Source organism: Pandoraea sp. 64-18 (assembly GCF_001899225.1).
GTDB classification, from domain to species: Bacteria; Pseudomonadota; Gammaproteobacteria; order Burkholderiales; family Burkholderiaceae; genus Pandoraea; species Pandoraea cepalis.
Genome location: NZ_MKVU01000020.1, coordinates 477,266 through 503,551, shown reverse-complemented (window position 1 = coordinate 503,551; position 26,286 = coordinate 477,266). Strand labels below are relative to the sequence as shown.

At 63.4% G+C, this 26,286-nt stretch carries 22 protein-coding genes and 1 tRNA gene; 14 read left to right on the top strand and 9 right to left on the bottom strand.

Annotation, left to right across the window (positions count from 1 at the left end; genetic code table 11):
* Window positions 1–299: 299 nt before the first annotated feature.
* Entirely contained in the window at window positions 300–1,184 is an 885-nt protein-coding gene (locus tag BGP02_RS19370; protein WP_261939728.1) for an outer membrane protein, read from the top strand.
* Window positions 1,185–1,255: 71 nt separating this feature from the next.
* Here the strand turns inward: BGP02_RS19370 and BGP02_RS19365 are convergent, their stop codons facing one another.
* Both BGP02_RS19365 and BGP02_RS19360 read right to left on the bottom strand, forming a co-directional pair.
* Window positions 1,256–2,572 carry an ABC transporter ATP-binding protein gene (locus BGP02_RS19365; protein ID WP_017232896.1) on the bottom strand — a complete coding sequence of 439 codons (1,317 nt, stop codon included), beginning with the start codon at window positions 2,570–2,572 and terminating at the stop codon, window positions 1,256–1,258.
* 10 nt (window positions 2,573–2,582) lie between these two features.
* Window positions 2,583–4,322, bottom strand: coding sequence for an ABC transporter permease (locus tag BGP02_RS19360; RefSeq protein WP_017232897.1), 1,740 nt, complete (start codon window positions 4,320–4,322; stop codon window positions 2,583–2,585).
* A gap of 466 nt (window positions 4,323–4,788) precedes the next feature.
* Between BGP02_RS19360 and BGP02_RS19355 the strand changes: the two genes are divergently transcribed.
* Entirely contained in the window at window positions 4,789–6,390 is a 1,602-nt protein-coding gene (locus BGP02_RS19355; RefSeq protein WP_286799037.1) for a tetratricopeptide repeat protein, read from the top strand.
* Here the strand turns inward: BGP02_RS19355 and BGP02_RS19350 are convergent.
* Window positions 6,372–7,445, bottom strand: coding sequence for an AI-2E family transporter (locus BGP02_RS19350; RefSeq protein WP_017232900.1), 1,074 nt, complete (start codon window positions 7,443–7,445; stop codon window positions 6,372–6,374). The two genes, BGP02_RS19355 and BGP02_RS19350, sit on opposite strands and share 19 nt — an antisense overlap.
* Complete coding sequence (locus tag BGP02_RS19345) at window positions 7,432–8,397, bottom strand: LysR family transcriptional regulator (protein ID WP_017232901.1); 966 nt, start codon at window positions 8,395–8,397, stop codon at window positions 7,432–7,434. The genes BGP02_RS19350 and BGP02_RS19345 overlap by 14 nt, the downstream gene beginning before the upstream one ends.
* A gap of 185 nt (window positions 8,398–8,582) precedes the next feature.
* Between BGP02_RS19345 and BGP02_RS19340 the strand changes: the two genes are divergently transcribed.
* Both BGP02_RS19340 and BGP02_RS19335 read left to right on the top strand, forming a co-directional pair.
* A complete protein-coding gene (locus tag BGP02_RS19340; protein WP_017232902.1) occupies window positions 8,583–9,362 on the top strand; it encodes a TerC family protein in 780 nt (259 codons plus the stop codon).
* Between the two features lie 173 nt (window positions 9,363–9,535).
* Window positions 9,536–9,856: a TFIIB-type zinc ribbon-containing protein gene (locus BGP02_RS19335; RefSeq protein WP_026131758.1), complete on the top strand. Its 321-nt coding sequence runs from the start codon at window positions 9,536–9,538 to the stop codon at window positions 9,854–9,856.
* Between the two features lie 112 nt (window positions 9,857–9,968).
* Here BGP02_RS19335 and BGP02_RS19330 read toward each other — a convergent pair.
* The 4 genes from BGP02_RS19330 to BGP02_RS19315 form a co-directional block, all read right to left on the bottom strand.
* Window positions 9,969–10,045 (bottom strand) — tRNA-Met (locus BGP02_RS19330).
* Window positions 10,046–10,225: 180 nt separating this feature from the next.
* Window positions 10,226–11,884 carry an MFS transporter gene (locus tag BGP02_RS19325; RefSeq protein WP_026131762.1) on the bottom strand — a complete coding sequence of 553 codons (1,659 nt, stop codon included), beginning with the start codon at window positions 11,882–11,884 and terminating at the stop codon, window positions 10,226–10,228.
* 171 nt (window positions 11,885–12,055) lie between these two features.
* On the bottom strand, window positions 12,056–13,699 hold the full coding sequence (locus BGP02_RS19320; protein WP_017232932.1) for a sensor histidine kinase: 1,644 nt from the start codon (window positions 13,697–13,699) through the stop codon (window positions 12,056–12,058).
* A gap of 50 nt (window positions 13,700–13,749) precedes the next feature.
* Window positions 13,750–14,439, bottom strand: a complete 690-nt coding sequence (locus tag BGP02_RS19315) for a response regulator transcription factor (protein WP_017232933.1) — start codon at window positions 14,437–14,439, stop codon at window positions 13,750–13,752.
* Window positions 14,440–14,641: 202 nt separating this feature from the next.
* Between BGP02_RS19315 and recA the strand changes: the two genes are divergently transcribed.
* From recA to BGP02_RS19275, 8 genes are all read left to right on the top strand, one after another.
* Window positions 14,642–15,706, top strand: a complete 1,065-nt coding sequence (recA, locus tag BGP02_RS19310; protein WP_017232934.1) for a recombinase RecA — start codon at window positions 14,642–14,644, stop codon at window positions 15,704–15,706.
* A 99-nt stretch (window positions 15,707–15,805) separates the two neighbouring features.
* Complete coding sequence (recX, locus tag BGP02_RS19305) at window positions 15,806–16,351, top strand: recombination regulator RecX (RefSeq protein ID WP_286799035.1); 546 nt, start codon at window positions 15,806–15,808, stop codon at window positions 16,349–16,351.
* A 309-nt stretch (window positions 16,352–16,660) separates the two neighbouring features.
* Complete coding sequence (locus tag BGP02_RS19300) at window positions 16,661–17,347, top strand: DUF2889 domain-containing protein (protein ID WP_017232936.1); 687 nt, start codon at window positions 16,661–16,663, stop codon at window positions 17,345–17,347.
* Window positions 17,344–18,510, top strand: coding sequence for an ADP-forming succinate--CoA ligase subunit beta (gene sucC / locus BGP02_RS19295; RefSeq protein ID WP_017232937.1), 1,167 nt, complete (start codon window positions 17,344–17,346; stop codon window positions 18,508–18,510). The genes BGP02_RS19300 and sucC overlap by 4 nt, the downstream gene beginning before the upstream one ends.
* Before the next feature lie 82 nt (window positions 18,511–18,592).
* Window positions 18,593–19,474, top strand: a complete 882-nt coding sequence (gene sucD, locus BGP02_RS19290) for a succinate--CoA ligase subunit alpha (RefSeq protein WP_017232938.1) — start codon at window positions 18,593–18,595, stop codon at window positions 19,472–19,474.
* Between the two features lie 155 nt (window positions 19,475–19,629).
* The gene (locus BGP02_RS19285) at window positions 19,630–20,358 is read left to right on the top strand and encodes a TerC family protein (protein ID WP_026131763.1); all 729 of its coding nucleotides are present in this window, start codon (window positions 19,630–19,632) and stop codon (window positions 20,356–20,358) included.
* 229 nt (window positions 20,359–20,587) lie between these two features.
* Complete coding sequence (locus tag BGP02_RS19280) at window positions 20,588–21,112, top strand: pilin (RefSeq protein ID WP_017232940.1); 525 nt, start codon at window positions 20,588–20,590, stop codon at window positions 21,110–21,112.
* A 294-nt stretch (window positions 21,113–21,406) separates the two neighbouring features.
* Complete coding sequence (locus BGP02_RS19275; RefSeq protein WP_157211396.1) at window positions 21,407–23,203, top strand: PglL family O-oligosaccharyltransferase; 1,797 nt, start codon at window positions 21,407–21,409, stop codon at window positions 23,201–23,203.
* 82 nt (window positions 23,204–23,285) lie between these two features.
* Here BGP02_RS19275 and thiD read toward each other — a convergent pair whose 3' ends face one another.
* Entirely contained in the window at window positions 23,286–24,128 is an 843-nt protein-coding gene (thiD, locus tag BGP02_RS19270) for a bifunctional hydroxymethylpyrimidine kinase/phosphomethylpyrimidine kinase (RefSeq protein ID WP_017232942.1), read from the bottom strand.
* A 217-nt stretch (window positions 24,129–24,345) separates the two neighbouring features.
* On the opposite strand from thiD, the gene BGP02_RS19265 reads away from it, so the two are divergent.
* Both BGP02_RS19265 and BGP02_RS19260 read left to right on the top strand, forming a co-directional pair.
* Complete coding sequence (locus BGP02_RS19265) at window positions 24,346–24,516, top strand: rubredoxin (protein WP_006400971.1); 171 nt, start codon at window positions 24,346–24,348, stop codon at window positions 24,514–24,516.
* A 240-nt stretch (window positions 24,517–24,756) separates the two neighbouring features.
* On the top strand, window positions 24,757–26,145 hold the full coding sequence (locus BGP02_RS19260) for a hypothetical protein (protein WP_286799017.1): 1,389 nt from the start codon (window positions 24,757–24,759) through the stop codon (window positions 26,143–26,145).
* The last annotated feature ends 141 nt before the right edge of the window (window positions 26,146–26,286 follow it).

Sequence of the window (26,286 nt, the reverse complement as noted above, 5' to 3'; positions counted from 1 at the left end):
ATACCGATACGTGTGGCCTTTTTGACACGGTCGGATCGCTCGATTCTCCTCAGCGACGACCGCTTCGGCCGGGGAAAATTTCCCGCCGTTTGCCCATCTGCCAATCGTCACGGCCATGCAGCCGATTTTCCCGTCTCGATCGCTCGAGCCGCGTGAATCTCAATTGGCTAAGGATCCGAAGAATCCACATTTCTCCGCTTGCATGCCACCTCACGCGCTGAAACAATGCCGAAAAACGGTGGCCACGCCGATGGCCATCTTCGAGTCGTCTTAGAGAACACGCCTGGGAGGGACGTGCAATGACGCCTAGCACCCGCCGCACCATCGCTTGCGGCCATCGCGGAAGCGCCATCAAGTGCGCCGCGTTCGTCTTCGTTGCCGCCAGCGTGTGTGCGGCCAACGTCTCCGCGCAGGAAGCCATGCTGCGCGCCAACAATCAGGTCTGGGTCGACGCGGGTGCCCAGCAATTGCATTACTGGGAAAATATCGCGCCCGGCAAGAGCGACTCCGAACGGGGAACGATCGCCGCGTTCGCGCTGGGGGCATCGACCCAGCGAGAGCTGTTCAGCGTGTCCAACCTCTATTTCGCTGGCTCGGTGCGTGTCTCGCACGGCAACGTCGATTACGGCGGTTATCTGCAAGATCTGGCGGGCCGCGTTGTCCAGCCGAACTATCAGATGAGCACGCGCTCGACCGCGACGGACGTCACGCTCAAGGCCGGCAAGGCGATTCCATTCCAACTCGGCACCTGGCATGCGCAGGTGATTCCTTACCTGAGCTATAGCTACCGGGACTGGATTCGTGACAGCAGTCGCGACCCGAACGGCTTTTACGAGCGCTATCGCCATCATGTGGTCGGCGGCGGCCTGATGGGGCAGCTCGAAGTCACACCGAAGCTCGTGGCGACCGCAGACGTTCGCGCGGGCGCGATGGTGGGCGCCTCGATGACGCTGGCGGGCTCGCAGAACACGTTCAGCCTCGGCAACAAGCCGGTCGTCGTGGCTGGCTTCGGGCTCGACTATGCGATCGCGCGCAACTTCCACGTGAACGCGAGCTACGAGTGGTCTCGCTTCCAATATGGGCGCTCCAGCGTCACGCAGGTCGCGCCGGGCACGAACGCCTACGAACCCGATTCGAAGACGATCAACCAGACCTGGATGGTCGGCGCGGGCTACGCCTTCTAAAAATGACAACGCCGCGCGCTCAGTCGAGTCGCGCGGCGTTGGATTTCCGGCCGGACGCCGGCGGACGATGATCAGGTCGCGCCTTCCACGTCTTCCAGACTGAACGTCTCCGTGTGGTCGTTGTACGAGAAGATCTCGGCGTAACGTCCCCAGTTGATGGCGGTATCGAGCGTTTCCTGCGCGAGATCGTCCGACATCGAATCTTCCAGCTCCTGCTCGAACCGTACGCGCGGGGCGCGTTGCCCGCGGCGTTCCTGCAGCACGGCGCGAATCTTCGCGGCGAGCGGCACGTGACGCAGCAGATGCTCGGCAAACAGCACCTTGCGTTCCTGCGTGCTCACGTCCACGAAACGTTTGCCGGCGACGGTCAGCAGGATGTCGCCCTCCTTGAGTTCCGCAAAGCCCAAATGGTCGAGGATTTCGGCCACGGGGAAGAGGTCGTCGACCTCGAGCAGCAGCGTCTGTGCGATTTCCGGCAAGTCGGCGCGGCCGTTGTAGGGCGGGCCGGCCAGCGCTTCGAGCAGACCGGCCATCAGGTTGGTCGACACTTCGTGCAGCGGGCTCGACAACTCCAGCGTCATCTTCTGCGTGGTGTGCGCGCTGCGACGCGACGTCATCAGCGCATAGATGTCGTCGACCATCTTGCGGAAGGCCGGGTCGAGACGGTTGCGTCGATGTGGGAACGGTACCTTGATCTCGGCGACCACGCGGCCGGGATTCGACGACAGCACCAGAATCCGGTCGCACATGAACACGGCTTCTTCAATATTGTGTGTGACGATCAGGATCGACTTGATCGGCAACTGCCGCTGGCTCCACAGGTCGAGCAAGTCAGTACGCAGCGTCTCGGCGGTGAGCACGTCGAGCGCGGAAAACGGCTCGTCCATGAGCAGCAGCGTGGGATTGACCACGAGCGCCCGCGCAAAGCCCACCCGCTGGCGCATGCCGCCCGAGAGTTCGCGCGGATAGGCGTTCTCGAAGCCGTCCAAACCGATCAGGTCGATGGCGGCGAGGGCACGGCGGCGACGCTCCTTCGGCTCGACGCCAAGCGCTTCCAGTCCGGCTTCCACGTTTTGCAGCACGGTCAGCCACGGAAACAGCGCGAAGGTCTGGAACACCATCGCCACCCCCTCGGGCGGCCCTTCGAGCGGTTCGCCGAGATAGCGGATGTCGCCCGCGCTCGGCTGAATCAGGCCGGCGATGATACGCAGCAGCGTCGACTTGCCCGAGCCCGAGCGGCCGAGCAGGCCGACGATTTCGCCTTCGTGCAGTTGCAGATTCACACCGTCGAGCACTTGCCGCTCGTCGCTGCCCTTGCGGAAGCCGCGGCCGACGTTGGCGAGCGAGAAGATCTCTTTTCCGGCAATCGGTTGGGTATCGTTCGGCATCACGGTCCCTTTAATTCAGGCGAAGCTTGTTTTCAGCAATGGCGTACATCGGACGCCACAGCAAGCGGTTGAACAGTACAACGAACAGTGCCATCACGGCGATGCCCAGCAAAATGCGCGGATAGTCGCCCGCTTCCGTCATTTGCGCGATGTACGCGCCCAGGCCGTGCGCGGCAACCTTGTCGTTGCCCCACTGCACATATTCCGAGACGATCGACGCGTTCCACGCGCCGCCCGACGCCGTGATCGCGCCCGTCACGTAGTAGGGGAAGATGCCCGGCAGCATGATCTGACGCCACCACTGCCAGCCGCGAATGCGGAAGTTGGTGGCGGCTTCCTTGAAGTCGTTGGGAAACGTCGTCGCACCGGCGATGACGTTGAACAGGATGTACCACTGCGTGCCCAGCACGATGAGCGGCGAGAGCCAGATGTCCGGATTAGCGTGGAAATGGACGATCGCCACCACGAAGACCGGGAACAACAGGTTGGCCGGGAAGGCCGCGAGGAACTGGGCAACCGGCTGGATGCGTTCGGCAAGCTTCGGGCGTAGCCCGATCAGCACGCCCAGCGGCACCCACACCACCGAGGCGATGCCAATGAGCACTACCACGCGAACCAACGTGACCAGACCCAGGCCGAACACGCGAAGCACTTCGGCGACGCCGACTTCGGCCGTCACGAAGGCGCAGATCTTCCAGGCGGCGACCCCGCCCAGCACTACCAGCAGCGCGGCCCACACCCAATCGATCACGCGCGAGAGCGGGGTCTTCGATTCGGAATGGATCGCGGCGGGCAGCGAGAGCGGCATGCGTGCACGCGCGAGCGTACGCAGCAGCTTGCCGAACGGGCGGAGCAGAAACTGAATCGCTCGGGTGCGTTGAATCAGGTTGAGCACCCACGACTCGGGCGCGGCCTGCGAGACGGTGTCTTCCAGACGGAATTTGTCGGACCAGGCGACCATTGGCCGGAACAGGAACTGGTCGTAGATCACAATGACGACGACCATCGCCAGAATCACCCAGCCCACGGCATGCAGATCGCGCTGCACGATCGCCGTGGCGAGATACGCGCCGATGCCCGGCAGCGTCACCGTCTTGTCGCCCACGGTGATCGCCTCGGACGCCACCACGAAGAACCAGCCGCCCGACATGCTCATCATCATGTTCCAGATGAGGCCCGGCATCGAGTACGGTACGTCGAGTTTCCAGAAGCGCTGCCACGGCGAGAGCCGCAGATTCACCGCTACTTCCGAGAGATCGCGCGGCTGGGTGCGCATCGACTGGTAGAACGAAAACGTCATGTTCCACGCCTGGCTCGTGAAGATCGCGAAGATCGCGGCGCATTCGGCGCCGAGCACGCGTCCCGGGAACAGGGCGAGGAAGAAGGTGACCGTGAACGAGATGTAACCCAGCACCGGCACCGACTGGAGGATGTCGAGCATCGGCACGAGCAGCTTCTCGGCCCGGCGGCTCTTGGCCGCAAGCGTCCCATAGACGAGCGTGAAGACGAGCGAGGCGACCATCGCTGCGAGCATGCGCAGCGTGGTGCGCAACGCGTACTCGGGCAGGTTGGCCGGATCGAGCGAGATGACCTCGGTCTGCAGGTTGGCCAGCGGGGCCAACGTCTGACGAATGCCCGACGAGCTGACCATCAGGAAACCGATGATGATCGGGAACGCAATGAAATCCCAGCGGTTGGGAAGCAGGCGTCGCGCAGTGGCGGGGATGAACGGACGGGCTACGCGCGTCATCAAGACCTCTTGAGGATGAGGGGTCGGACGGATAACAGGATTTGGCGTCGGCATGCAGCGCGGCAGCGACGTTGCGCGCGCGCAGGGACGGCAGCGGATGCTACCAGATTGCCCCGTAAAAATATGTTAAAGCGCGTGTCATACGCTGGCAAACCGGATCTTCCAAGAGGAATTGTGGTTTTTATGTTGCACTGCGGGAAAACAAGATTTCGACAGATGATACCCGAGGTGTGTGCGGAGACCGTTTGCGCCGACGCCGGGCCGCAAAATGAGGCTGGGATGATGTGAACTTTATGGGCGTTGCGCGGACCAATTCCCGCGGCTTGCTTCGCGCCGTGCGGTCGTGTAGTGTGCACCGCTCGATCGGGCCACGGCGCCAGTGGCCGGTGGCGCAAGGCGCCCCCGGTGGTCGTGTTGCTTGCCGGCCCGACTCCCTCTCATTCCAAGACAAGCAAGGATGCGCCGCATGACGACGCCATTAGACGCGCGTTGCGAGCGTGCACGACAACTGAGTGCCGCCGGCCGGCTCGACGAGGCGATCGCCGAGTTGCGCCAAGTACTGAAACAATCCCCCGAATTCCTGCCGGCCCTCGAGGGCCTCGCCTACGTCTCGTTGCGCACCAACGCCTTCGAGTCGGCCGCCGACGCCTTCGACCGCCTGATCGCGCTCGTGCCGCAGCCGGGCGCGCAGGCGAGTTTCGACGCCGCGATGGCCAGCCTCCAGGCCGGGCGTCAGATGCGTGCCGAGGCGCTGTTCGACGCCACCGTGCAGCAGTCGCCGGACGTCATCGGCACGATGCACACCATTGGCCTGACCTGGGCGCAGGCGGGCGACAACGCGCGTGCGCTCGGCTGGTTCGAGCGCACGTCGGCCAAGGCGCCGGCGTTGTGGCAGGCGCACTTCAACCGTGGCCGCGCGCTCGGTGCCTTGGGCCGCTACGACGAAGAGATCGACGCATACCGGCTGGCCAACGCCATCGCCCCGCAGCAACCCGATCCGCTGGTGAACCTGGGGGTGGCGCTGCGTGAGCAACACGCGTTCGGCGAAGCGCTGCAATGCTTGCGCGAGGCGGTAAAGCTCGCGCCGGACCATGCGGGCGCGCGCACTAACCGGGCGCAGACAAATCTGCTGCTGGGCGACTTCGAGCATGGCTGGCATGACTACGAGTGGCGCTGGCAGGAAGGCGGTCAGCGGCGGCGCTTCAGCGACCGGCTCTGGGACGGCCGCGCGCCGCTCGCGGGCAAGACGGTGTTCGTCCATAGCGAACCGGGCCTGGGCAATACGTTGCAGTTCGTGCGGTTTGTGCCGCGTCTGGTCGAGAGGGGGGCGAACGTCGTGCTGTCGGTGCAAGCGCCGCTTGTCACGTTGCTGGGCGGCTTCGCGCGCGGGGTGACGGTGCTTGCCGAGCACATACCGGTGCCGTCGTTCGACTGGCAGCTGCCGCTGCTCAGCCTGCCGCATCTGTTGAAAGCGGGGGGCGATGTGGCAACCGTTTTGCCCTACGTGCGCTCGAGCGCAGGGCGGGAGATGATCTGGCGGTCGATGCTGGGCAAGCCGCCGGAAGGCGCGTTGCGGGTGGGCTTCGTGTGGCGCACCGGGCCGTTTCCGCCGCATCGCGACGTGGCGCTTGCGCATTGGGCGCCGGTCTTCGGTGCCGACGCGCATTTCTACGCGTTGCAGGTCGATGTGACCGACGACGAGCGCGCCGAACTGGCCCGGTATGCCAATGTGCATGACATCGGCGCGAAGCTCAGCGATTTTGCCGAGACGGCGGCCGTCATGGCGCAGATGGATCTCGTGATCTCAGTGGACACGGCGGCGCTGCACTTGGCCGGAGCGCTGGGAAAACCGGTCTGGGGACTCGTCGGCTTTACGCCGGACTGGCGCTGGCAGTTATCGCGTCGGGACAGCGACTGGTATCGGTCGCTCACGCTTTATCGCCAGTCGCCGCGCGGCGACTGGGATGGCCTGATGGCGCAGGTCGGGGCTGATCTCGCTACCCTCGTGCATGAAGCGCGGGCGGCTGTGCCGATGGCGGCCCACGGATATCACCCGGCGTCGGCCTGATCGCTGTCGTCGTCGCGCAGGCGCGTATAGATATTCCAGCTGGAGATGAACAGGGCGGCGATGAGCGGTCCGATCACGAAGCCCGTCAGGCCGAAGAGCGACATCCCGCCGAGGGTGGCGATCAGCACGACCCAGTCGGGCAGCTTCGTGTCCTTGCCCACGAGAATCGGACGCAGCACGTTGTCGACCAGGCTCACAATGGTGCCGCAGAACGCAAACAGCACCACGCCCTTCCAGACTTCCCCGGAGAGCAACAGCCAGGTCCCCACGGGCACCCACACGACGGCTGCGCCCACGGCGGGTAATAGCGACAGGAAGGCCATCACCACGGCGGCGAGCACGTAGCCCTGGATGCCGAGGACGGCGAAGATGAAGCCGCCGAGTACGCCTTGCACCACGGCGACGGCGATGTTGCCCTTGACGGTGGCGCGCACGACCGTGGTGAACTGCCGGATCAGTTGGGTTTTGTGACGTTCTTCGAGCGGCAGGGCGCGTCGGACCATCACGCCGAGCACGGTACCGTCGCGCAGCAGAAAGAACAGCAGGTAGAGCATTACGCCGAAGCTCACGAGCAGTTGCGCCGTGTTCTGACCGATGCTCACCAGATAGACCGCGACCAGGCGGCCGATTTGCGCGGCGCCGTCGCCCAGCTTTTGCTGGATCGCGGCGACGTCCTGCACACCGGCCAGATCCATCACTCTATGCACACTCGCGGGCATCCGGTCGAGCAATTGCTGGAAGGCTACCGTGAGTTGGGGAAGATCGGCGCGAAAACGCACGAGTGCCGTGCTGATTTCCTGCGTCAGCATGCCGATCACGAGCGTGAGCGGCAGGATCACGATGAGCAGGATCAGCGCCAGCGTGGCGAGGGCGGCCAGATTCGGCCGGCCGCGCAGACGAGTGAGGATGCGGCGCTGCACTGGCTGGAACAGCACGGCGAGAATCGTGCCCCAGAAGACGGCGCCGAATAGCGGAAACAGAATCCACCCGAACACGATCGTCACGACGAACAGCATGAGGTGGAAGAACTTGCGCTGATCGCTACGACTCGACATGAGGTTTCCTCGCAGATGACGGCGGCGCAGACGGAGACGGCGTGCCAGTCGTTCTTATAGCAGAACCGGCCGTCGGGCCGATTTCACGGATGATTTGTGTCACGAGCGGATGGCCTTCGCCACGTCGCGAGCGAATGGCGTGGATGTCCTCGAAAACCTCGCTAGGGCGGCCCAGCCAGCGCAGGCCGCGCAGCAGCGAGACGTCGCCCGCGCCCGCCTCGCTCAGCGGAAAGACGCCCATGCCGCGTGTGGCAAAGACGGCCATGAGCGCGCTGTCTTCGAATTCGCCGACGATATTCGGGCGAATGCTCTGTGCCTCAAACCATTGATCGAGCCGGGCGCGCAGGGCCGAGTGACCGGTTGGCAGCACGACGGGGAGGTCTGCCAGGCATTGAGGAAACGCGGCTCGCGCGGATTGGCGTACCAGCGATGCCGGCCCATACCAGTCGACCGGCGACGCGACCAGACGTTCGCTTGAGAGTCGCAGCGTAGGGTTATACGGGGCGGGCTGGCTCGCGAGCACGAGGTCGAGCTTGTGTAGCGCAAGTTCGGCGAGCAACTGCTCGTGTTCGCCTTCATGGCAGACGAGCCGCAGCGAGGGCGTGTCGAGCACCGGCGCGAGAATCGCGTGCGCGGCCAGTTTGGAGATACCGTCGGCCAGCCCGATGGCAAGCCTTGCCACACGACCGCTGGCGGCCTCGCGAACGTCGTCGGGGATCGACTGGCCGAGGCGAAAAATCTCTTCTGCACGCCGAAACGCCGCCTGCCCCGGGTCGGTCATTGCGACGCCGCGTCCGGCGGGCTTGAGCAACTGGTGGCCGAGTGATTTCTCGAGCTCGCGCACCTGGGCGCTGATCGTCTGCACGGCCATGTCGAGACGCTCCGCCGCGCGAGCAAAGCCCCCTTCCTTGACGACGACCCAAAAATAGTAAAGATGACGGTAATTCAACATATCGAATGGACTTCGGAAAAACCGAACTATTTTGAAGTATATAACTGGTTTTTGCGAAACATGAGTTCGGGGATCATGCTGTCCTGGACCCGCACCTCGCGTTAGGTGCGGGATAACGAAGGGGCATGGCCGCTGTCGACTGGCGGTGAATGTTCCGATAACCCTAGGGAATCTCTGGCGCACATATGGACTATCTGCTTGCTTTGACGGTTGACCCGGCGGTATGGGCGGCGCTTGTCACGTTGGTGGTCATGGAAGTCGTGCTTGGCATCGACAACCTGATCTTCATCTCTATCCTGACCAACAAGTTGCCGTTGTCGATGCGGGCGCGCGCGCAGCGTATGGGCATTGGTCTGGCGCTGGTCATGCGTCTGGCGCTGCTGGGTACGGTGGCATGGATCGCCAAGCTGACGACACCGCTCTTCGAGTTGTTCGGTCACGGCTTTTCGTGGCGCGACCTGATTCTGATCTCCGGTGGTCTGTTCCTCGTGTGGAAGGCGACGAAGGAGATGCATCAGCATGTGGCGTCGGACACGGACGATGCCGAACACGGCGAGGGCGCATCGACGGCGGGAACGATGGCGACGATCACTGCGCGTGCCGCCGTGGTTCAGATCCTGATGCTGGACCTCGTGTTCTCGATCGACAGCATCGTGACGGCCGTGGGCATGACCGAGCACATCCCGATCATGTTCGTTGCGGTGATTGCCGCCGTGACGGCAATGTTGTTCATGGCGGGGCCGCTCTCGCGATTCATCGAGGCGAATCCGACGGTCGTGATGCTGGCGCTGGGCTTTCTGCTTGTGATTGGCATGACGCTGATCGCGGAAGGTTTCGGGTCACATATCCCGAAGGGTTACATCTACGCGGCGATGGCATTCTCGGCCTTCGTGGAGGGGCTGAACATGTTGACGCGTCGTGCCAAGGCGCGCCGTAAGGCAGAGCAGGGGCGCGTGCTTCACTAGGGGGTGCGGTAACGAAAGCGTAAGTGAGGCGGCGGCGGTCACCACCGCCGTCACTTTTTTTGTCTGACCGCTTCGGTTTTTACGAACATGGATGAACGGAAAAGCAGGTTTTTCCGTGGTGCGACAGCCGATACATTAAGGGCGTTGTCTCATTTACGTGATGGAGCGAAACGATGAAATGTCCTGTATGCGGTACCCCGGATTTGCTGATGGCGGAGCGTCAGGGGGTGGAGATCGACTATTGCCCGAGCTGTCGTGGTGTGTGGCTCGATCGTGGGGAGCTGGACAAGCTGATCGAGCGAACGGAGGGAGGTGGGGCGAGGCCGGCACCTGCGGCGCTCGGCGGCGATGATCAAGGGAATCGTCGCGACTCCCAAGCGTCTTGGCGCGATCATGCTCATCGCGATAGATCTCGTGGGGACGATGACCGAAGTCGCCAGTACGACCAGCCACGCAAGAAGAAGTCGCTGTTCGAGATGTTCGACTTTGACTGACGCCGGCGGGTAACTGACGTTTGCGCCCTTTGGCGTGGGATGCAAAACGTCAGCAGCGCTTTTGTGCGAACCCAAAAAAAACGGCTCCCATCGCTGGGAGCCGTTTTAAATTTGGTGGCGAATCAGGGACTCGAACCCCGGACCTGCGGATTATGATTCCGTCGCTCTAACCAACTGAGCTAATTCGCCGTAGAAGAAAGAGTATAGGTAAGCCCCCATGGGCTGTCAACATATTTTTGCGGAACAACGCAAATAGTCGCCACGACCGCTCGTCCCGCGTCGCCGCCCCGGGTTCCGGAAACGACAACGCCGAGACCCGAAGGCCCCGGCGTTGTTGATCCGTTTCAACCTGTCGGGCAGGTCACCCCATCAATCGTTGGCGTAGATGTCGACGTCCTTGGTTTCCTTGATGAAGAGCATGCCGATCACAAAGGTCGCCAGGGCGATGATGATCGGGTACCACAGGCCGGAGTAAATGTCGCCCTTGGCGGCCACGATCGCGAACGCCGTGGCCGGCAGGAAGCCGCCGAACCAGCCGTTACCGATGTGATACGGCAGCGACATCGACGTGTAGCGAATGCGCGTCGGGAACATTTCCACCAGCATCGCGGCAATCGGCCCGTACACCATCGTCACGAAGATCACCAGAATCGTGAGCAGTACCACGACCATCGGCTTGTTCATCTGCGCCGGGTCAGCCTTCGGCGGATATCCGTCGGCCTTGAGCGTACCGGACATGTCGGCCTCGAACGCCGCAGTCTTTTCCTTCGCATCCGCCGCTTTGCCGTCGACCGACGAAATCACCTTGTCGCCGATCTTCACCGTGGTCATCGTGCCCGCCGGCGCTGCCTGGTTCTCATAGTTCAGGCCGGAGCGCGACAGGTAGCTCTTCGCGATGTCGCACGAACTCGTGAACTTCGACGTGCCCACCGGGTTGAACTGGAACGAGCACTCGTTCGGATCGGCGATCACCGTGATCGGCGAGCGAGCGGTTGCCGCCTCCAGGGCCGGGTTGGCGTAGTGCGTGAGTGCCTTGAAGATCGGGAAGTACAGCAGCGCGGCGATCAGACAGCCCCCCATGATGATCGGCTTGCGCCCGATCTTGTCCGAGAGCGCGCCGAAGAACACGAAGAACGGACTGCCGATAAGCAAGGCCACCGCGATCATGATGTTCGCGGTATTGCCATCGACCTTCAGCACCTGCGTCATGAAGAACAGCGCATAGAACTGGCCGGTGTACCACACGACCGCCTGACCGGCCGTCAGGCCGACGAGCGCCAGGATCACGATCTTCAGGTTCTTCCACTCACCGAACGACTCCCTGAGCGGCGCCTTGGAGGCCTTGCCCTCGGCCTTCATGCGCTGGAACGCCGGCGATTCGCTCAATTGCATGCGGATCCACAGCGACACCAGCAACAGCAGGAGCGACAGAACGAACGGCACGCGCCAGCCCCAGTTGGCAAACGCTTCTTCGCCAATCACCGTGCGGGTGCCAAGAATCACCAGCAGCGAGAGGAAGAGACCCAGCGTGGCGGTCGTCTGAATCCACGACGTGTAGAACCCGCGGCGGCCATGCGGCGCGTGTTCGGCAACGTACGTGGCGGCACCACCGTATTCGCCACCGAGCGCCAGACCTTGCAACAAACGCATGGCGATGAAGATCACCGGGGCGGCGATCCCCCACGACGCGTAGCCCGGCAGCAAACCGACAACCAGCGTCGACAGCCCCATCAGCGTGATGGTTACCAGGAACGTGTATTTGCGACCGACCAGGTCACCGATGCGGCCGAACACGATGGCGCCGAACGGACGCACCGCGAAGCCTGCAGCGAATGACAACAATGTGAAGATGAAAGCGGCCGTCGGGTTGATCCCCGAGAAGAACTGCCGGCTGATGAAAACGGCCAACGACCCGGCCAGGTAGAAGTCGTACCATTCGAACACCGTGCCCAGCGACGACGCGAAGATGACCTTTCTTTCTTCGGCGGTCATCGGCGCATGGGAGGTGGCTGTCGTTGTAGTAGCCATGCGGTTGTCTCCTGTAATGTAAGCACGCCCCTGGGTCGTGCCCGGGCCGCTGCCACTGATTATTGGAGGACAACCTTACCGACGTCTGACGCCAAACTGACTCGAAGCTTACGTTGCTAGGGACTTACCCTCGACTTTGGCTCGATATTGAACGTATTTCGCGTGAATTCGTCACGCATGCGGGTTTTCGATAGGCGCATCGGCGAGGGGGAACGTGACACGAATGAGCGTGCCGGTTGCTTCGGGGTGCTGCGCGTCAACATGGTCGAGCACGCTCACGTCGCCGCGATGGATCTGCACGATCTCGCGCACGATGGCCAAACCCAGGCCGCTGCCGTCGCTGTCACTGCCGAGAATGCGATAAAAGCGCTCGAACACCCGTGGACGCTCAGACGCCGGAATGCCCGGCCCGGTGTCTTCGACTTCGAGATGAACGAAGCCGTCGGACGCCTCATGCCGCAGACGTACCGTCACCTTCCCACCCGTCGGCGTATACCGGATCGCGTTATCGATCAGGTTGTTGAGCAATTCGCGAAGCATCACCGGTTGACCCGACAGATGCACCGAAAACGGCGGCTCCTCGAAGCCCAGATCGATCCGCTTGGCGAAGGCGGCCTGGAACCAGTCCTGCATGGCGCTTCGGGCAAGCACGCTGAGATTGACCGGCGTGAAGGCGGCGGCGTCGTTCGCGCTGTTCTCCGCGCGGGCCAGCGCCAGCAACTGGTTGACGAGGCGCGCCGCCTGCTCGGAACTTACGGCGATCTGCGACAGCGAACGGCGTAATTCGTCGGGAGACGTCTGGCGCAAGGCAAGTTCGGCCTGCATGCGCAGCCCCGCGAGCGGTGTTTTCAGCTGGTGCGCGGCATCGGCGATGAAACGCTGTTGAAGTTTCATATTCTGCTCCAGCCGACTGAGCAGATCGTTCAGCGAACCCACGAGCGGTGCAATCTCTGGCGGGGCCTGGCGCGCTTCGAGCGGCGATAGATCGTCGGGACGCCGCGCGCGGATGTGTTCCTGCAACGCATGCAGCGGCGCGAGGCCGCGCGACAGGCCGAACCACACGAGCACGATAGCCAGCGGCAGGATCACGAACTGCGGCAGGATTACGCCCTTGATGATTTCGTTCGCCAGTTGGCTGCGCTTGTCGAGCGTCTCCGCGACCTGCACGAGCGCCATGCTGCCGGCGGGCGTCACCCGCGGCAAGTCGACGTAGGTGAACGCCACGCGGATGTCGTTGCCGCCCACGGTTTCGTCGCGAAACTGTACGACGCCGGGTTGCGGACGGTCGTCTTCGTGCGGTAGCGGCAGGTCGGGCGTGCCGCCGACGAGTTCGCCCTTCGCCCCCAGCACCTGGAAATAGACGTTGTCGGTGGCGTCGGCGCGCAGCAGATCGCGTGCGGGCATGGGCAGCGTCAGGGTGACTTGGCCGCGGTCCGAATGGACTTGCTGGGCGAGAACATAAGCGTTGGTCTCGAGCGCCCGGTCGAAGGGGCCGTTGGCAATGGATTTCGCGACGAGGTACGTCACGGCAATGCTCATCGGCCAAAGCAGCAGCAGTGGCGCGAGCATCCAGTCGAGGATTTCGCCGAAGAGCGAGCGCGGGGGCGGCTCCGCCTCGTGCTCGAGCGGCGCGCCAAAGCCGGGCCGTACGAACGGATCGGTGTAAGGGTCGAGCCGGTCGAACGGTTCGTCGGCACCGGGCGGCGAGGGAGTGTGCCGTCGTGAGGGGGCGCCCTCAGGTGATGAGGGCGAGTGCGACGACGCGTCCGGGTCCGCAGGCGTGGCGCGATGATGGTGGCGAAAGCTCAGACGCATCGGACGGAGAGGCTAAAGAGGCAGGGGCGGCCGCGGCCGCATTCGGCGGACTATGCCGCATTGGCAGGCGCGGCGGCCGGCTTCTCCAGACAATACCCCAACCCGCGGATCGTGGCGATGCGCACCCCGCTCGGCTCGATCTTCTTGCGCAGCCGGTGCATGTACACCTCGATGGCGTTGTTGCTCACCTCTTCGCCCCAGCCGCACAAGTGGTCTACGAGCTGCTCCTTGGAAACGAGCCGCCCGGTACGCAGCAGCAGGACTTCGAGCAATTCCAGTTCGCGGGCGGACAGGTCGAGCATCTGCTCATTGATATAGGCGGTTCGTCCGACCTGGTCGAAGCTGAGCGGGCCGTGACGGATGACCGTCGAGCCGCCGCCCGCGCCGCGCCGCGTCAGCGCCCGCACGCGCGCTTCGAGCTCGGCCAGCGCGAACGGCTTGGCCATATAGTCGTCGGCACCGAGATCGAGCCCCTTGACGCGGGCGTCGACGCTGTCCGATGCGGTCAGGATCAGTACGGGCAGATGGGAATTGCGCGCGCGCAAGCGGCGCAGGACCTCGTGACCGGGCAGGCGCGGCAGGCCGAGGTCGAGAATCAGCAGGTCGAACGTCTGGGCGCAGAGCGCGGAATCGGCTTCGAGCCCCGTCTTGACGTGATCGACGGCATAGCCCCCCTGGCGCAGCGAGCGGGTCAGGGCGTCGGCCAGAATGCTGTCATCCTCTGCGATGAGAATTCGCATGGGCGTGATAGGCTCGTATTGGCACCGTCGCCTGACGGCTGCGGTGTGTCTCCTGTGATGTTGCGGCGCGTGGTTCGCGGCTTTTTTTGTCGTTTCGGCGCTTTCGGACAACAGGCACTTGCAAACAGCACTGGTTTTTTATACAGTACTGGCATTCACGCCTCACCCGAGCCGTCTCGCTCATCATATCAAAGGACGATTCATGGAAGAAAGCAAGAAAGGGTCTGCCAATCTGTCGGCCGAGAAAGGCAAGGCGCTGGCCGCCGCCCTCGCGCAGATCGAAAAGCAATTCGGCAAGGGCTCGATCATGCGTCTGGGCGACAGCGAGGTCGAAGCGGACATCCAGGTCGTCTCGACCGGCTCGCTGGGCCTGGACATCGCGCTGGGCGTGGGTGGCTTGCCGCGTGGGCGCGTGATCGAAATCTACGGTCCGGAATCGTCGGGTAAGACCACGCTCACGCTGCAAGTCGTGGCGGAAATGCAGAAGGTCGGTGGCACTTGCGCGTTTATCGACGCCGAGCACGCCCTCGATGTCGGCTACGCCAACAAACTGGGCGTGTCGGTGCCGGAACTGCTGATCTCGCAGCCGGACACGGGCGAACAAGCCCTCGAAATCGCCGACGCGCTGGTGCGCTCGGGCTCGATCGACCTCATCGTCATCGACTCGGTGGCGGCGCTGGTGCCGAAGGCCGAAATCGAAGGGGAAATGGGCGATTCGCTGCCGGGTCTGCAGGCGCGTCTGATGTCCCAGGCCCTGCGCAAGCTGACCGGTACCATCAAGCGCACGAACTGCACGGTGATCTTCATCAACCAGATTCGGATGAAGATCGGTGTGATGTTCGGTAACCCGGAAACCACGACGGGCGGTAATGCACTGAAGTTCTACTCGTCGGTGCGTCTGGACATTCGCCGGATCGGCTCGATCAAGAAGGGTGACGAGGTCGTCGGCAACGAAACCCGCGTCAAGGTCGTCAAGAACAAGGTGTCGCCGCCGTTCCGCGAAGCGATTTTCGACATCCTTTACGGCCAGGGGATTTCGCGCGAAGGCGAAATCATCGATCTGGGCGTGAACGCGAAGATCGTTGAGAAGGCTGGCGCCTGGTACAGCTACAACGGCGAGAAGATCGGCCAGGGCAAGGACAACGCGCGTGAATTCCTGCGCGAAAATCCGGATATCGCCCACGAGATCGAAAATAAGGTACGCGCATCGCTCGGCGTCACGGCAATCAACGAGACCGGCGAGATCGAAGCAGACGACGAGGTCTGAGGACCTCCCGCCTGTTCCGGAGCGGCAACGCGAAGCCAGTCGGCGCCGCGTTGCCGTTTTGCTTTCCGGCCCCCGCTTTGATGGCATCACGATGACGTCATGATCACTCGCCGTCCTCCCCGAGATCCGAACGCGCCGCCACCTCCGCCGGGTGACGCCGCCGTTGCGGTCAAGCCGTCGCGCAAACCCGTGCTGAGCCTCAAGGCGCGCGCGCTGTCCTATCTCGCGCGTCGCGAACACAGCCGAGCCGAGCTGCGTCGCAAGCTTGCGCCGTTCGCCGACGCCGACGATCCCGAAGCGCTCGATCGCGTGCTCGACAGTCTTGAGCAGGACCGCTGGCTGTCCAATGAGCGATTTGCGCAAAGCGTCGTGCATCGGCGCGCGTCGCGCATGGGGACGACGCGTATCGTCAACGAACTCAAGCAGCATCAGGTCGACGCCGATACCGTGACGGCCCTCGCGACACAACTGCGCGAAACGGAACTCGTTCGGGCCCGCGCCGTATGGCAGAAGAAGTTCGGCGAGATTGCCACGACGCCCGAGGCGCGCGCCAAACAGATGCGTTTTCTCGCCTCGCGCGGTTTCTCGCGTACCGTTATCAGCAAAATCGTGTGGGGTGCCGACGAATACTCGGACGACTTTTGACGCGACTTCCATCATTTTCCTGATGGATGTCGCACCATTCATCGGGGAAGGGCGGGTGACGCGCGTGGGCTCGCAAGCCGCATGAATACTGGCGTGACATGGCGCGGTATCTCGCGTGTCGCGTCATGCCACAGTTATCGCGATATGGCGTTGCACCATACGCCCAGCACCTGCGGAATTTTGATAACCCGACCCATTGGTCGGGTAATTCGACCTTATGCGGCGGGCTTCTGTTGCGCTGCGGCAATCGCCGTCGCTGCCTATGCTAGAATTCAGATCTTTCCGCGTTCATGCATTGCACACTCTCGCATGCCGCTCTCTGAGCCCGCCTCTCGTACCCTGCGTCACCGCCGCGCGATCGCTGTCGAAGCGTTTTCGCGCGACGATGGCCTATGGGACATCGAAGCCTGTCTAACCGATCACAAGGATCGCGATTTTGCATTGGCAACGGGCCTTCGAAAGGAGGGCACGCCGATTCACTCGCTGTGGCTGCGTCTGACGATCGACGAGAGTTTCGAGGTGCGTGACGCCGAGGCCGTCTCCGACTGGGTGCCTTATCCCGGCATTTGCGACCAGATTGGCCCAGACTACCGTCAATTGATCGGACTTAACCTGCGGCGCGGGTTCCGCCATGCGGTGCGCGAGCGCCTCGGCGGCGCGGCGGGCTGTACCCATCTGACCGAACTTTGCAGTGTCCTGCCCACGGCAGCGATTCAGGCCTTCGCCGGCGAGGTGATCCACACCCCCGACACGGCGCTCAAGGCCGCCCACGAGGCCGATGTTTCGGCGCCTCCTTTCCAACTCGGACATTGTCACGCCCTGCGGTTTGATGGCGAGGCGGTGCGCCGGTTTTACCCGCGCTGGTTCAACGGCCGCGCAAACGATCGAGCGAACGAGCCCACGACGCCCGCCACAACCGAAGCGGTGCGCGATGGTGCCTCGACTCGCCAGCTCGAACCCAAACTTCCAACTCAGCAAGAAGGGAATCACGCATGAAGATTCATGAGTATCAAGGCAAGGAAATCCTCCGAAAATTCGGAGTCGCGGTGCCCCGCGGCATTCCGGCGTTTTCCGTGGACGAGGCCGTGAAGGCAGCCGAAGAACTCGGCGGTCCGGTTTGGGTGGTCAAGGCCCAGATTCACGCAGGCGGTCGCGGTAAGGGCGGCGGCGTGAAGGTTGCCAAGTCGATCGAGCAAGTGCGCGAATACGCCGGCCAGATCCTCGGCATGCAACTGATCACGCACCAGACCGGTCCGGAAGGTCAAAAGGTCAACCGCCTGCTGATCGAAGACGGCGCCGACATCAAGAACGAACTCTATGTCAGCCTCGTGGTCGACCGCATCACGCAGAAGATTGTGCTGATGGGTTCGAGCGAAGGCGGCATGGACATCGAAGAAGTCGCCGAAACGCATCCGGAACTGATCCACAAGGTCATCGTTGAGCCGTCCGTCGGTCTGACCGACGCGCAAGCCGACGATCTGGCCAAGAAGATCGGCGTTCCCGACGCTTCGATCGCTCAAGCCCGCGCGATTCTGCAAGGTCTGTACAAGGCGTTCTGGGAAACCGATGCGTCGCTGGCCGAAATCAACCCGCTGAACGTGAGCAGCAACGGCACGGTCACCGCGCTGGACGCCAAGTTCAACTTCGACTCGAACGCCCTGTTCCGTCACCCGGAAATCGTCGCTTACCGCGACCTGGACGAAGAAGATCCGGCAGAAGTCGAAGCCTCGAAGTTCGATCTGGCCTACATCTCGCTCGACGGTAACATCGGCTGCCTGGTGAACGGTGCCGGTCTGGCCATGGCCACGATGGACACCATCAAGCTCTTCGGCGGCGAGCCGGCGAACTTCCTGGACGTGGGCGGTGGCGCCACGACCGAGAAGGTCACCGAAGCGTTCAAGATCATGCTGAAGAACCCGAACCTGACCGCCATTCTGGTCAACATCTTCGGTGGCATCATGCGTTGCGACGTGATCGCCGAAGGCGTGATCGCAGCCTCGAAGGCCGTCTCGCTGAAGGTGCCGCTGGTCGTGCGCATGAAGGGCACGAACGAAGACCTGGGCAAGAAGATGCTCGCCGAATCGGGTCTGCCGATCATCTCGGCGGACAGCATGGAAGAAGCTGCCCAGAAGGTTGTCGCGGCTGCCGCAGGCAAGTAACCAGAACAGTCGAAGCCGCAGCGGCGCGACCCCAAAGGGGTGTGCGAACGCTGCCCGGCAACCGGATGAAGGAAATCAAGCAATGTCGATTCTGATCAACAAAGATACAAAGGTCATCACCCAAGGTATCACTGGCAAGACCGGCCAGTTCCATACCCGCATGTGCCGCGAATACGCGAATGGCAAGAACGCGTTCGTCGCCGGCGTGAACCCGAAGAAGGCTGGCGAAGACTTCGAGGGCATTCCCATTTTCGGTTCGGTCAAGGACGCGAAGGCACAGACCGGCGCGACCGTGTCGGTGATCTACGTGCCGCCCGCAGGCGCGGCCGCCGCGATCTGGGAAGCCGTCGAAGCCGATCTGGACTTGGCGATCTGTATCACGGAAGGGATCCCCGTTCGTGACATGATCGAAGTGAAGGACCGTATGCGTCGCGAAGGTCGCAAGACCCTGCTGCTCGGCCCGAACTGCCCGGGCGTGATCACGCCGGACGAACTGAAGATCGGCATCATGCCGGGTCACATCCACAAGAAGGGTCGCATTGGCGTGGTGTCGCGCTCGGGTACCCTGACGTATGAAGCCGTGGGTCAACTGACCGCCCTGGGCCTGGGCCAATCGACCGCCGTCGGTATCGGTGGCGATCCGATCAATGGTCTGAAGCACATCGACGTCATGCAAATGTTCAACGACGATCCGGATACGGACGCCGTGATCATGATCGGTGAAATCGGTGGCCCGGACGAAGCCATGGCGGCCGAGTGGATCAAGGGCAACATGAAGAAGCCGGTCGTCGGCTTCATCGCGGGCGTGACGGCGCCCCCGGGCAAGCGCATGGGCCACGCCGGCGCGCTGATCTCGGGCGGTGCCGATACGGCTGAAGCCAAGCTGGAAATCATGGACGCCTGCGGTATCAAGGTGACCAAGAACCCGTCGGAAATGGGCCGTCTGCTCAAGTCGGTGCTGTAATTCCCGTCGGACGACCGGCTCGTGCGCGCCGGAACTGGCGCGCACGAGCGAGGTCATGAAAAGGGAGCCCGGGACATCGGGCTCCCTTTTTTGCTATGGCGTTTTACAAGCCATTCGTTTCCATCGTTGCATTCGTTCCCGAGGATATTCCCGCCATGCTTGCGTTTTTTGCCGAGCTGAACTGGGCTGCGGTTCTGCAGATCATCATGATCGACATCCTGCTGGGTGGCGACAATGCCGTGGTGATCGCGCTCGCCTGCCGCAACTTGCCGGCCAAACAACGTTTGCAGGGCGTCGTATGGGGCACGATCGGCGCCATCGTGCTGCGCGTGATTCTGATCGCGTTCGCCGTGACGTTGCTCGCGGTGCCGTATCTCAAGGCGGTGGGCGGCGCGTTGTTGCTCTGGATTGGGATCAAGCTGCTGGTGCCCGATCATGAGGCTCACGATAGCGTACAGCCGGCCGACAAGCTCTGGACGGCGGTCAAGACCATCATCATTGCGGACCTGGTGATGAGCATCGATAACGTCATCGCCATTGCCGGCGCCGCGGAAGGGGCCGCCAAAGACCATCAGTTGCCGCTCGTCATCTTCGGTCTGCTCGTGAGCATTCCGCTGATCGTCTGGGGCTCGCAACTGGTGCTCAAGGCCCTGGACCGGTTCCCATTCATCGTGATGGCCGGGGCGGCGTTGCTCGGCTGGATTGCGGGCGGGCTGATCGCGTCGGATCCGGGCATCGGCGATTGGTTGCATCTGCCGGGCGCCGTGGCCGAATATACGCATTACGTAGCGGCTGTGATCGGCGCACTGCTCGTCGTGGTGGTGGGGCGCGTGCTCAAGCGTCGGGCCGATGCACGTCAAATGCGTGCAACCTCTTCGGAATGATCGGGTCCATTCCCGGGGCCGATGTCGTCGGTCCGCGGTGGTTTTTCCAGGAGCCACCGTGCTGTTCGGCTGAATCGTCCCGCCTCTGACTAGGACGATTCTCCTCACCCACACGGCCCCGCCCGATTTTGATCTACGGCAGGGCGCTGGCCGAGGGGGGTATGGCATACTCCGCCCACTTCCCCCCGATGTCCCTTTTGTTTTCATTGCTTTCGCAGGGAGTTACACAATGCGTCGTTTCGGCCACCGGACCTCCGGTATTGCCAAGTCTCGGGGTTTCACCCTGATCGAGTTGATGATCGTGTTGGCGATCATCGGTGTGCTGGTCATGGCAGGGGTTCCGTATCTGCAGAGTTATCTGGTACGTGCACGTGTTGTCGAAGGGCTGGGGGCTGCGGCGTCCGCCAAGGCACTCGTGAGCGAGAACGCCATGCACGGCGCGCCGTTCAACAGCGGCTGGCAAGCGCCGAGCGCGACGGACAACGTGAATGCGGTGAGTATCGATGCCGTGAGCGGCAACGTGACGGTCGCCTATACGCAACGTGCAGGCGACGGTGCCCTTGTGCTGGTGCCGACGAGCGCCGCTGCCGATGGCTCGCCCAAGGCGCTGACGGTCGGCAAGGCCCCCGAAGGCCAGATCGTCTGGACGTGTTACGCCCAAGGCCGCGAAGGGGCTCCGAATGGTGCGACGTTGCCGGGTAAGCTGGCGCCGCCGGAGTGCCGTGCGGCGGCGGCCACCGGCAAGTCGGGCTGAGGCCGGCGCTCGGCCGGACGGACTGTGTCGAGCTGTATCGGCGCGACATCCACGCAACGTCTGCCGACGCGGGCCCGGCGCGTGCGTAACGTCGAGCTTGCGTTGATTTGGGGGCGACCTGGCGTTGACGCACCGGCGGCGCAACCTTGACGTGCCCCTCCGCGTGGCGTGCCGAGATGGCGGATTTGTCGACGGCGCAGTCATACGCGTCCGCCGTGAAATGGCTGCCCCTGGGGCAGCCATTTTTCGTTATGCTTGCGCATCTTCCAACGGGTGCATTGCACGGCGGCAATCTTGTTTCCTCCTCTGCTTCTCTCAATGATCGGGCTCACGCTGGCCCTGATCTGGGCCTTGCCCTATAACCTCGTCAGGCACACGTATCCGATTTCCACCTTCTATGCGGAAGCGCTGACATTCTCGCTGTTCGCGTTGCTCGGTGCGCTCTCGATGATCGCCGTGTGGCAACGCGACGCACGCGCGCTACGGATGCCTCGCGTCACCTGGATGCCGCTCGCTTTTGTGGCGGTCATCCTTGTGCAGCGTGCCACGATGCCGACCGAGCTGCCGCAACTGATGATGACTGCGCTGCTCTACGGCGTGGCGATGATCGTGGCCGTGAATGCCGGGTTCTGGCTGGCACAACTCGGGTGGCGCGACGTGCTCATGCGATGGAGTGCGATGGCGCTCACGCTGGGGGGGCTGTACGCCGTGGGCGCGCAGGTCTTGCAAGCGTTTCATCTGGAAGCCGACGTACCCTGGCTGGTGGCCAAGTACTCCGTGACGGTCGCGCGCCGACTGTTCGGCAATATGTATCAGCCGAATCACTTGGCAACATATTTGTCGCTTGCCAGCGCGGGGGCGTTCTATCTCTGGTATCAGCGCAAGCTGCCCGCCTGGCTGTGGCTTGTGGTGTGTGCGGCTTTCGATATCGGTATCTGCCTGACCGGCTCGCGTACACCGTGGCTGCAACTGGCGCTATTGTCGGCATTCGGGGCGTGGCTCGTGTGGGTGGCGCGTGCCGAGACGGCGCGCAACATGCGCCGGTCGACGCGCTGGTTCGTGCCCGTTGCCATCCTTCCGTTGCTCGCCCTGATGACGATGTTCGTCGGTTGGGCGAACGTTGCCTGGGGGTTGCAGCTCGACGGCAGTGCCGTGGCCCGCATGCAGCAGGCCGGCCAAGTGGCGGGGCGCTTGAACCTGTGGGAGTACGGTCTGGCGATCTTCCGTGAGCATTGGTGGTTCGGCGCGGGCTGGTCGAACTACATCGACGCACAGTTTGCCTTGGTCGACAAGCTCGGTCCCGTTGAGATGGCCGACAACGCCCATAACGTGCTGCTCGATCTGCTCGCGAAGACCGGCATCATCGGTGCGTTGGCGGTACTGGCGCCGCTGGCGTTCTGGTTCGCGCGCGCGGTGCGCGGCATCAAGGTGGCGTCTGTCGCGCTCGCCTTCGTTCTGCTGGGTATGCTCGCGGTCCACGCCATGCTGGAGTATCCGCAGCACTACGCATTCTTCCTCTTGCCCGCGCTGTTCCTGCTCGGTTTGTGCGAGACAAAAGCGATCGATAGCGTGTCACCCACCGCCGCCGGTGCCATCAATGGCGTGATCGTGCTGTTTGCATGCGTGGCGATTCCTTGGCTCTACCACGATTACCAACGCGTCGAAGTGGCTTATCGCGCCGGCAAGATCGAAGCCTATCGCACGGATCCGGCACTCTTCTTCACCCCGTATGGCGACTACGCGGTCACGGGGGCGTTGTTCCTGAATCGCGATCAGCTCGACGAAAAGCTGGCGGCGCATCGTGAAGCGCTGGCGCTGGGTGCCGGGCCGACCATGATCAAGCGTTATATCGTGCTGCTCGCCCTCGCAGGGCGCGACGACGAAGCGCTCGAAGACATTCAGCGCCTGAAGAATTACAACTCGGCGATTTTCGATGGGCAGTACGCTGCGCTCGTCCGGATGTTGCGTGAGCAGGGCGATACGCTGAAGCCGTTCGTCAAACGGGTCATCGAGGCGTGGGGGCGGCCGAAGGGCGAGGCCGACGAGGACGCGAGCGCCGCACCGCAAGAGAAGACGTCATCGATGTCATAAAGGCAGTGGCGACTCTGCCCATGAAACACAACGCCCGTGAATTTCACGGGCGTTGTGTTTTGCGGCGCTGTCGCACAACGGCTCAAGCCTTGGGGGTATCGCCTTCGTCGTCTTGATCGGTCTCTTCGCTACGCGCCCAGAAGAAACGGTCGGGGAAATGGCGTCCCATGCCCGGGCGGAATGCGTTCTCCAGGACCTGCTGCAGATACTCTTGCGCTTCACTGACGGCTTCTGGCACGGCGAGGCCGTTGGCGAGCATCGCGGTGACGGCGGCCGCCAACGTGTCGATGGCGCCGGCGACGTTGTGCGGCGGCCGGTCCCACGCGTCCTCGCGCACGACGCCACCCTCGGTGTAGAGCGTGTGCGTGAATTGCGGTGCGTTATTGTCGCTCACCAGAATGAACTCGCAGCCGTTTTCCAACAGGATGGCAACCGCGTCGTCGAGCGAAAGGTTTTCGTTCTCCGTGACGGTCTGTGCCAGCGCGATGGCATTGGCTGGGCTCACCACGAGCACGCTGGCCTGCGGCACGAGCAGACTGGCCGTGGCCTCGCGCAACTCGTCGGCCGAGAGCAGGTGCTCGCCGGCCAGGCCGAAGTCGGGCGCGACCACCAGGGGCGTCTCGTCGTAATCGGCCACGATCTCGGCAATGGCCGCGACGTTCTCCGCATTGACAGCGCTTCCGACCTTGAAGGCGGCGACCGGCATGTCTTCGAGCAGCATGCGGGCCTGATCGACGACCCAGTCCGGGTCGACCGGCTGTACGTCGTTGCACGTGCGCGAGTCCTGGGCGGAATAGCCGGTGAGCACCGACACGCCGTAGCCGCCCATGCTCGCGAACGTGAGCAGGTCAGCCTGGACGCCGGTTGCCGAAGTCGGGTCGGAGAGTCCGAAGGTCAGGAGAATGGGAGGGGATTCAGTTTGCATGGAGGCAGGATAGACGGCGATCTGGTCACGCCTTGGGTTCGTTGGTACCATCACGCCTTAAATGCCCGTTTCGGAGCGCTGGAAAGCGTCGTGGGCATCGCCCGCCGGAGAACGAATGCACCGGCAGGTTTCCACGCCACCGTACGACAATTTTGTCCGCGGGGCCCGAAGCGGTTGACAAAGCCATTGTAACGGAACGCTCGTCGCTGAAGAAAGCATGGAATACAAGAGCTGGATGTGCCTCATTTGCGGTTGGATTTACGACGAAGAGGCAGGTTTGCCCGATGAGGGCATTGCGCCCGGCACGCGCTGGGAAGACGTGCCCATCAATTGGACCTGCCCCGAGTGCGGCGCGCGCAAGGAAGATTTCGAGATGGTGCAGATCTGAGGACGGGCGGCCCAGCCGCCGCCTGCTCCTCAAGGTCCTTGCGCGTCCGCCGCATCCACTGCGGTTGTCGCGCGCTCCGAAGTATCGGATGCCCTCGATGCCTCTGATGTACCCGATCGCCGTTTCGCCGTCGTTACGGCATGGCGCTCGACGATCTGCCCGGCCTTTGGCCGGGACGGTCACGCAGCGGACTTCCCGCCCAAATTCACGAAGACCGGCCGTATGGCCAGGAGATGGCCTATGGTGACGCCGCAAACGCCTTCCGACACCACCATCAACACGCCCCAAACGTCCGCGCGCGAGACTCGCGACACGCCCTTGTGGCGTTTGCCCGAAGTGGCAGACGCGCTGACCGAGGCATCCGACGCCTGGTCGAACGGTCCGGCGGCCTCGCTCGGCCCGCTGCGACGGGCCAACCGTTTGCTCCAGTCGAGCGGCCACGCCGATTGGGCGCTGCACGGCGAGCGCCTTGTGCAGGCGATCGCCGAAGCGGCCTATGGGCAGCCGGCCAGCCAGGACACCCAGCGCAATGCCCTGCGTCAGTTCGAACGCGACATCTGGCAGGCGGGGACGGCATCGGGTTCATCCCCTGTGGCGGCCGATGATGCCCCTCGCGCTTCCGAGCATTGGCCAGGCGCGCCGTCGCTGGGTGAGCTTCGTATGGCAGGCTGGCCGGCCGCGCACCCACGCCTGGACGGTCTGCCGGCGGGCACGGCACCGTTGCGAGCGGACGTCGAGCGCGTGCTGTTGCGACTGCTGCGTCCCGACGCGCAGGCCACCGACACCACGGCGGCCCTCGGTGAACTGGCTGATCTGGCGGCCGATCTCCACCGTGCGGGGGGTACGGCGCCGCTCGACTACTGGCGTCTGGCGGCTGCATGGCTGCGATTTGCCCGTGCGCCGTTGAGTCTGGCCGACAAGCGCCAGATTGGCCGGATGAATATGGCGTTACGCAAGCAATTGACACGTGCTGTTGTGCCGGAGGGCGGGGCCCCTGCCGCAACGCCTTCGTCTGCCACGGCGGGCGTCGGCGCAAAGGGCGTGAACGAGGCCATTCCCGGCCACGATCTGCTCGAGGCGCTCGCCACGTGGCATGCACAAGCCCCGGATCGCTGGCTGGGCGCGCTGCTGACCGATTTCGGCGTACTGCGACATCCCGGCCATCTGCCCGAACCGCTGGTCGATGCCGCACAGGTCGGGCAGAAGCAGGGCACGGGAAGCAGTTCGCGCGATTGGCTGCGCATTGGGCCGCTGGCGGTACGGCAGGACGTCTGCCAGACGTTCCTGAGCCTGGCGGACGAGGCGCTGCCCAATCTGAACGATCCGGCGGTGGCGGCGAAGGTGGCGCAATACTCGGCGGGCATCGGGCTGGCACCGGTCGCGCGGCTCGCGGCGGCGGTGGCGGCCACCGGCGAGCGGCTTGCCGCCTCGCCGCCGGCGGAGCCAGGGGGGCCGGCGGCGCTGGCGATGACGGTCAAGGCGTTGCGCGGCATGCTGCATCAGTTTGCCGCCGATACTTATCCGGAGTCGCGGCCCGACCTGATCGCGGAAATGGCGATGTGGCGCGAGCGTGCGCTGGACGCCAGCGTATTCGGACAGCGGCTCGTCACCGGGCGCAACGTTCCGTGATAAAGTCGGCGCAAAGGCTGCCATTGGCAGCTGATGGCCGTATCACGATGCGGAAAAAGTTCGTCTGCTGACCCGCAGCACCCGCTGCGCAAGGCAACACCCGGGCAGCAGACCGTCAAACAGCTTCCGATAAACTTTGGC

Coding starts and splice junctions, on each gene's coding strand:
- sucC (WP_017232937.1), top strand. CDS start 17,344: ATGAAGATTCATGAGTATCAAGGCAAGGAAATCCTCCGAAAATTCGGA.
- BGP02_RS19360 (WP_017232897.1), bottom strand. CDS start 4,322: ATGACGCGCGTAGCCCGTCCGTTCATCCCCGCCACTGCGCGACGCCTG.
- BGP02_RS19365 (WP_017232896.1), bottom strand. CDS start 2,572: ATGCCGAACGATACCCAACCGATTGCCGGAAAAGAGATCTTCTCGCTC.
- BGP02_RS19340 (WP_017232902.1), top strand. CDS start 8,583: ATGGACTATCTGCTTGCTTTGACGGTTGACCCGGCGGTATGGGCGGCG.
- thiD (WP_017232942.1), bottom strand. CDS start 24,128: ATGCAAACTGAATCCCCTCCCATTCTCCTGACCTTCGGACTCTCCGAC.
- recA (WP_017232934.1), top strand. CDS start 14,642: ATGGAAGAAAGCAAGAAAGGGTCTGCCAATCTGTCGGCCGAGAAAGGC.
- BGP02_RS19260 (WP_286799017.1), top strand. CDS start 24,757: ATGGTGACGCCGCAAACGCCTTCCGACACCACCATCAACACGCCCCAA.
- BGP02_RS19350 (WP_017232900.1), bottom strand. CDS start 7,445: ATGTCGAGTCGTAGCGATCAGCGCAAGTTCTTCCACCTCATGCTGTTC.
- BGP02_RS19370 (WP_261939728.1), top strand. CDS start 300: ATGACGCCTAGCACCCGCCGCACCATCGCTTGCGGCCATCGCGGAAGC.
- BGP02_RS19300 (WP_017232936.1), top strand. CDS start 16,661: ATGCCGCTCTCTGAGCCCGCCTCTCGTACCCTGCGTCACCGCCGCGCG.
- sucD (WP_017232938.1), top strand. CDS start 18,593: ATGTCGATTCTGATCAACAAAGATACAAAGGTCATCACCCAAGGTATC.
- BGP02_RS19320 (WP_017232932.1), bottom strand. CDS start 13,699: ATGCGTCTGAGCTTTCGCCACCATCATCGCGCCACGCCTGCGGACCCG.
- BGP02_RS19325 (WP_026131762.1), bottom strand. CDS start 11,884: ATGGCTACTACAACGACAGCCACCTCCCATGCGCCGATGACCGCCGAA.
- BGP02_RS19315 (WP_017232933.1), bottom strand. CDS start 14,439: ATGCGAATTCTCATCGCAGAGGATGACAGCATTCTGGCCGACGCCCTG.
- BGP02_RS19280 (WP_017232940.1), top strand. CDS start 20,588: ATGCGTCGTTTCGGCCACCGGACCTCCGGTATTGCCAAGTCTCGGGGT.
- BGP02_RS19335 (WP_026131758.1), top strand. CDS start 9,536: ATGAAATGTCCTGTATGCGGTACCCCGGATTTGCTGATGGCGGAGCGT.
- BGP02_RS19285 (WP_026131763.1), top strand. CDS start 19,630: ATGCTTGCGTTTTTTGCCGAGCTGAACTGGGCTGCGGTTCTGCAGATC.
- recX (WP_286799035.1), top strand. CDS start 15,806: ATGATCACTCGCCGTCCTCCCCGAGATCCGAACGCGCCGCCACCTCCG.
- BGP02_RS19345 (WP_017232901.1), bottom strand. CDS start 8,397: ATGTTGAATTACCGTCATCTTTACTATTTTTGGGTCGTCGTCAAGGAA.
- BGP02_RS19355 (WP_286799037.1), top strand. CDS start 4,789: ATGACGACGCCATTAGACGCGCGTTGCGAGCGTGCACGACAACTGAGT.
- BGP02_RS19265 (WP_006400971.1), top strand. CDS start 24,346: ATGGAATACAAGAGCTGGATGTGCCTCATTTGCGGTTGGATTTACGAC.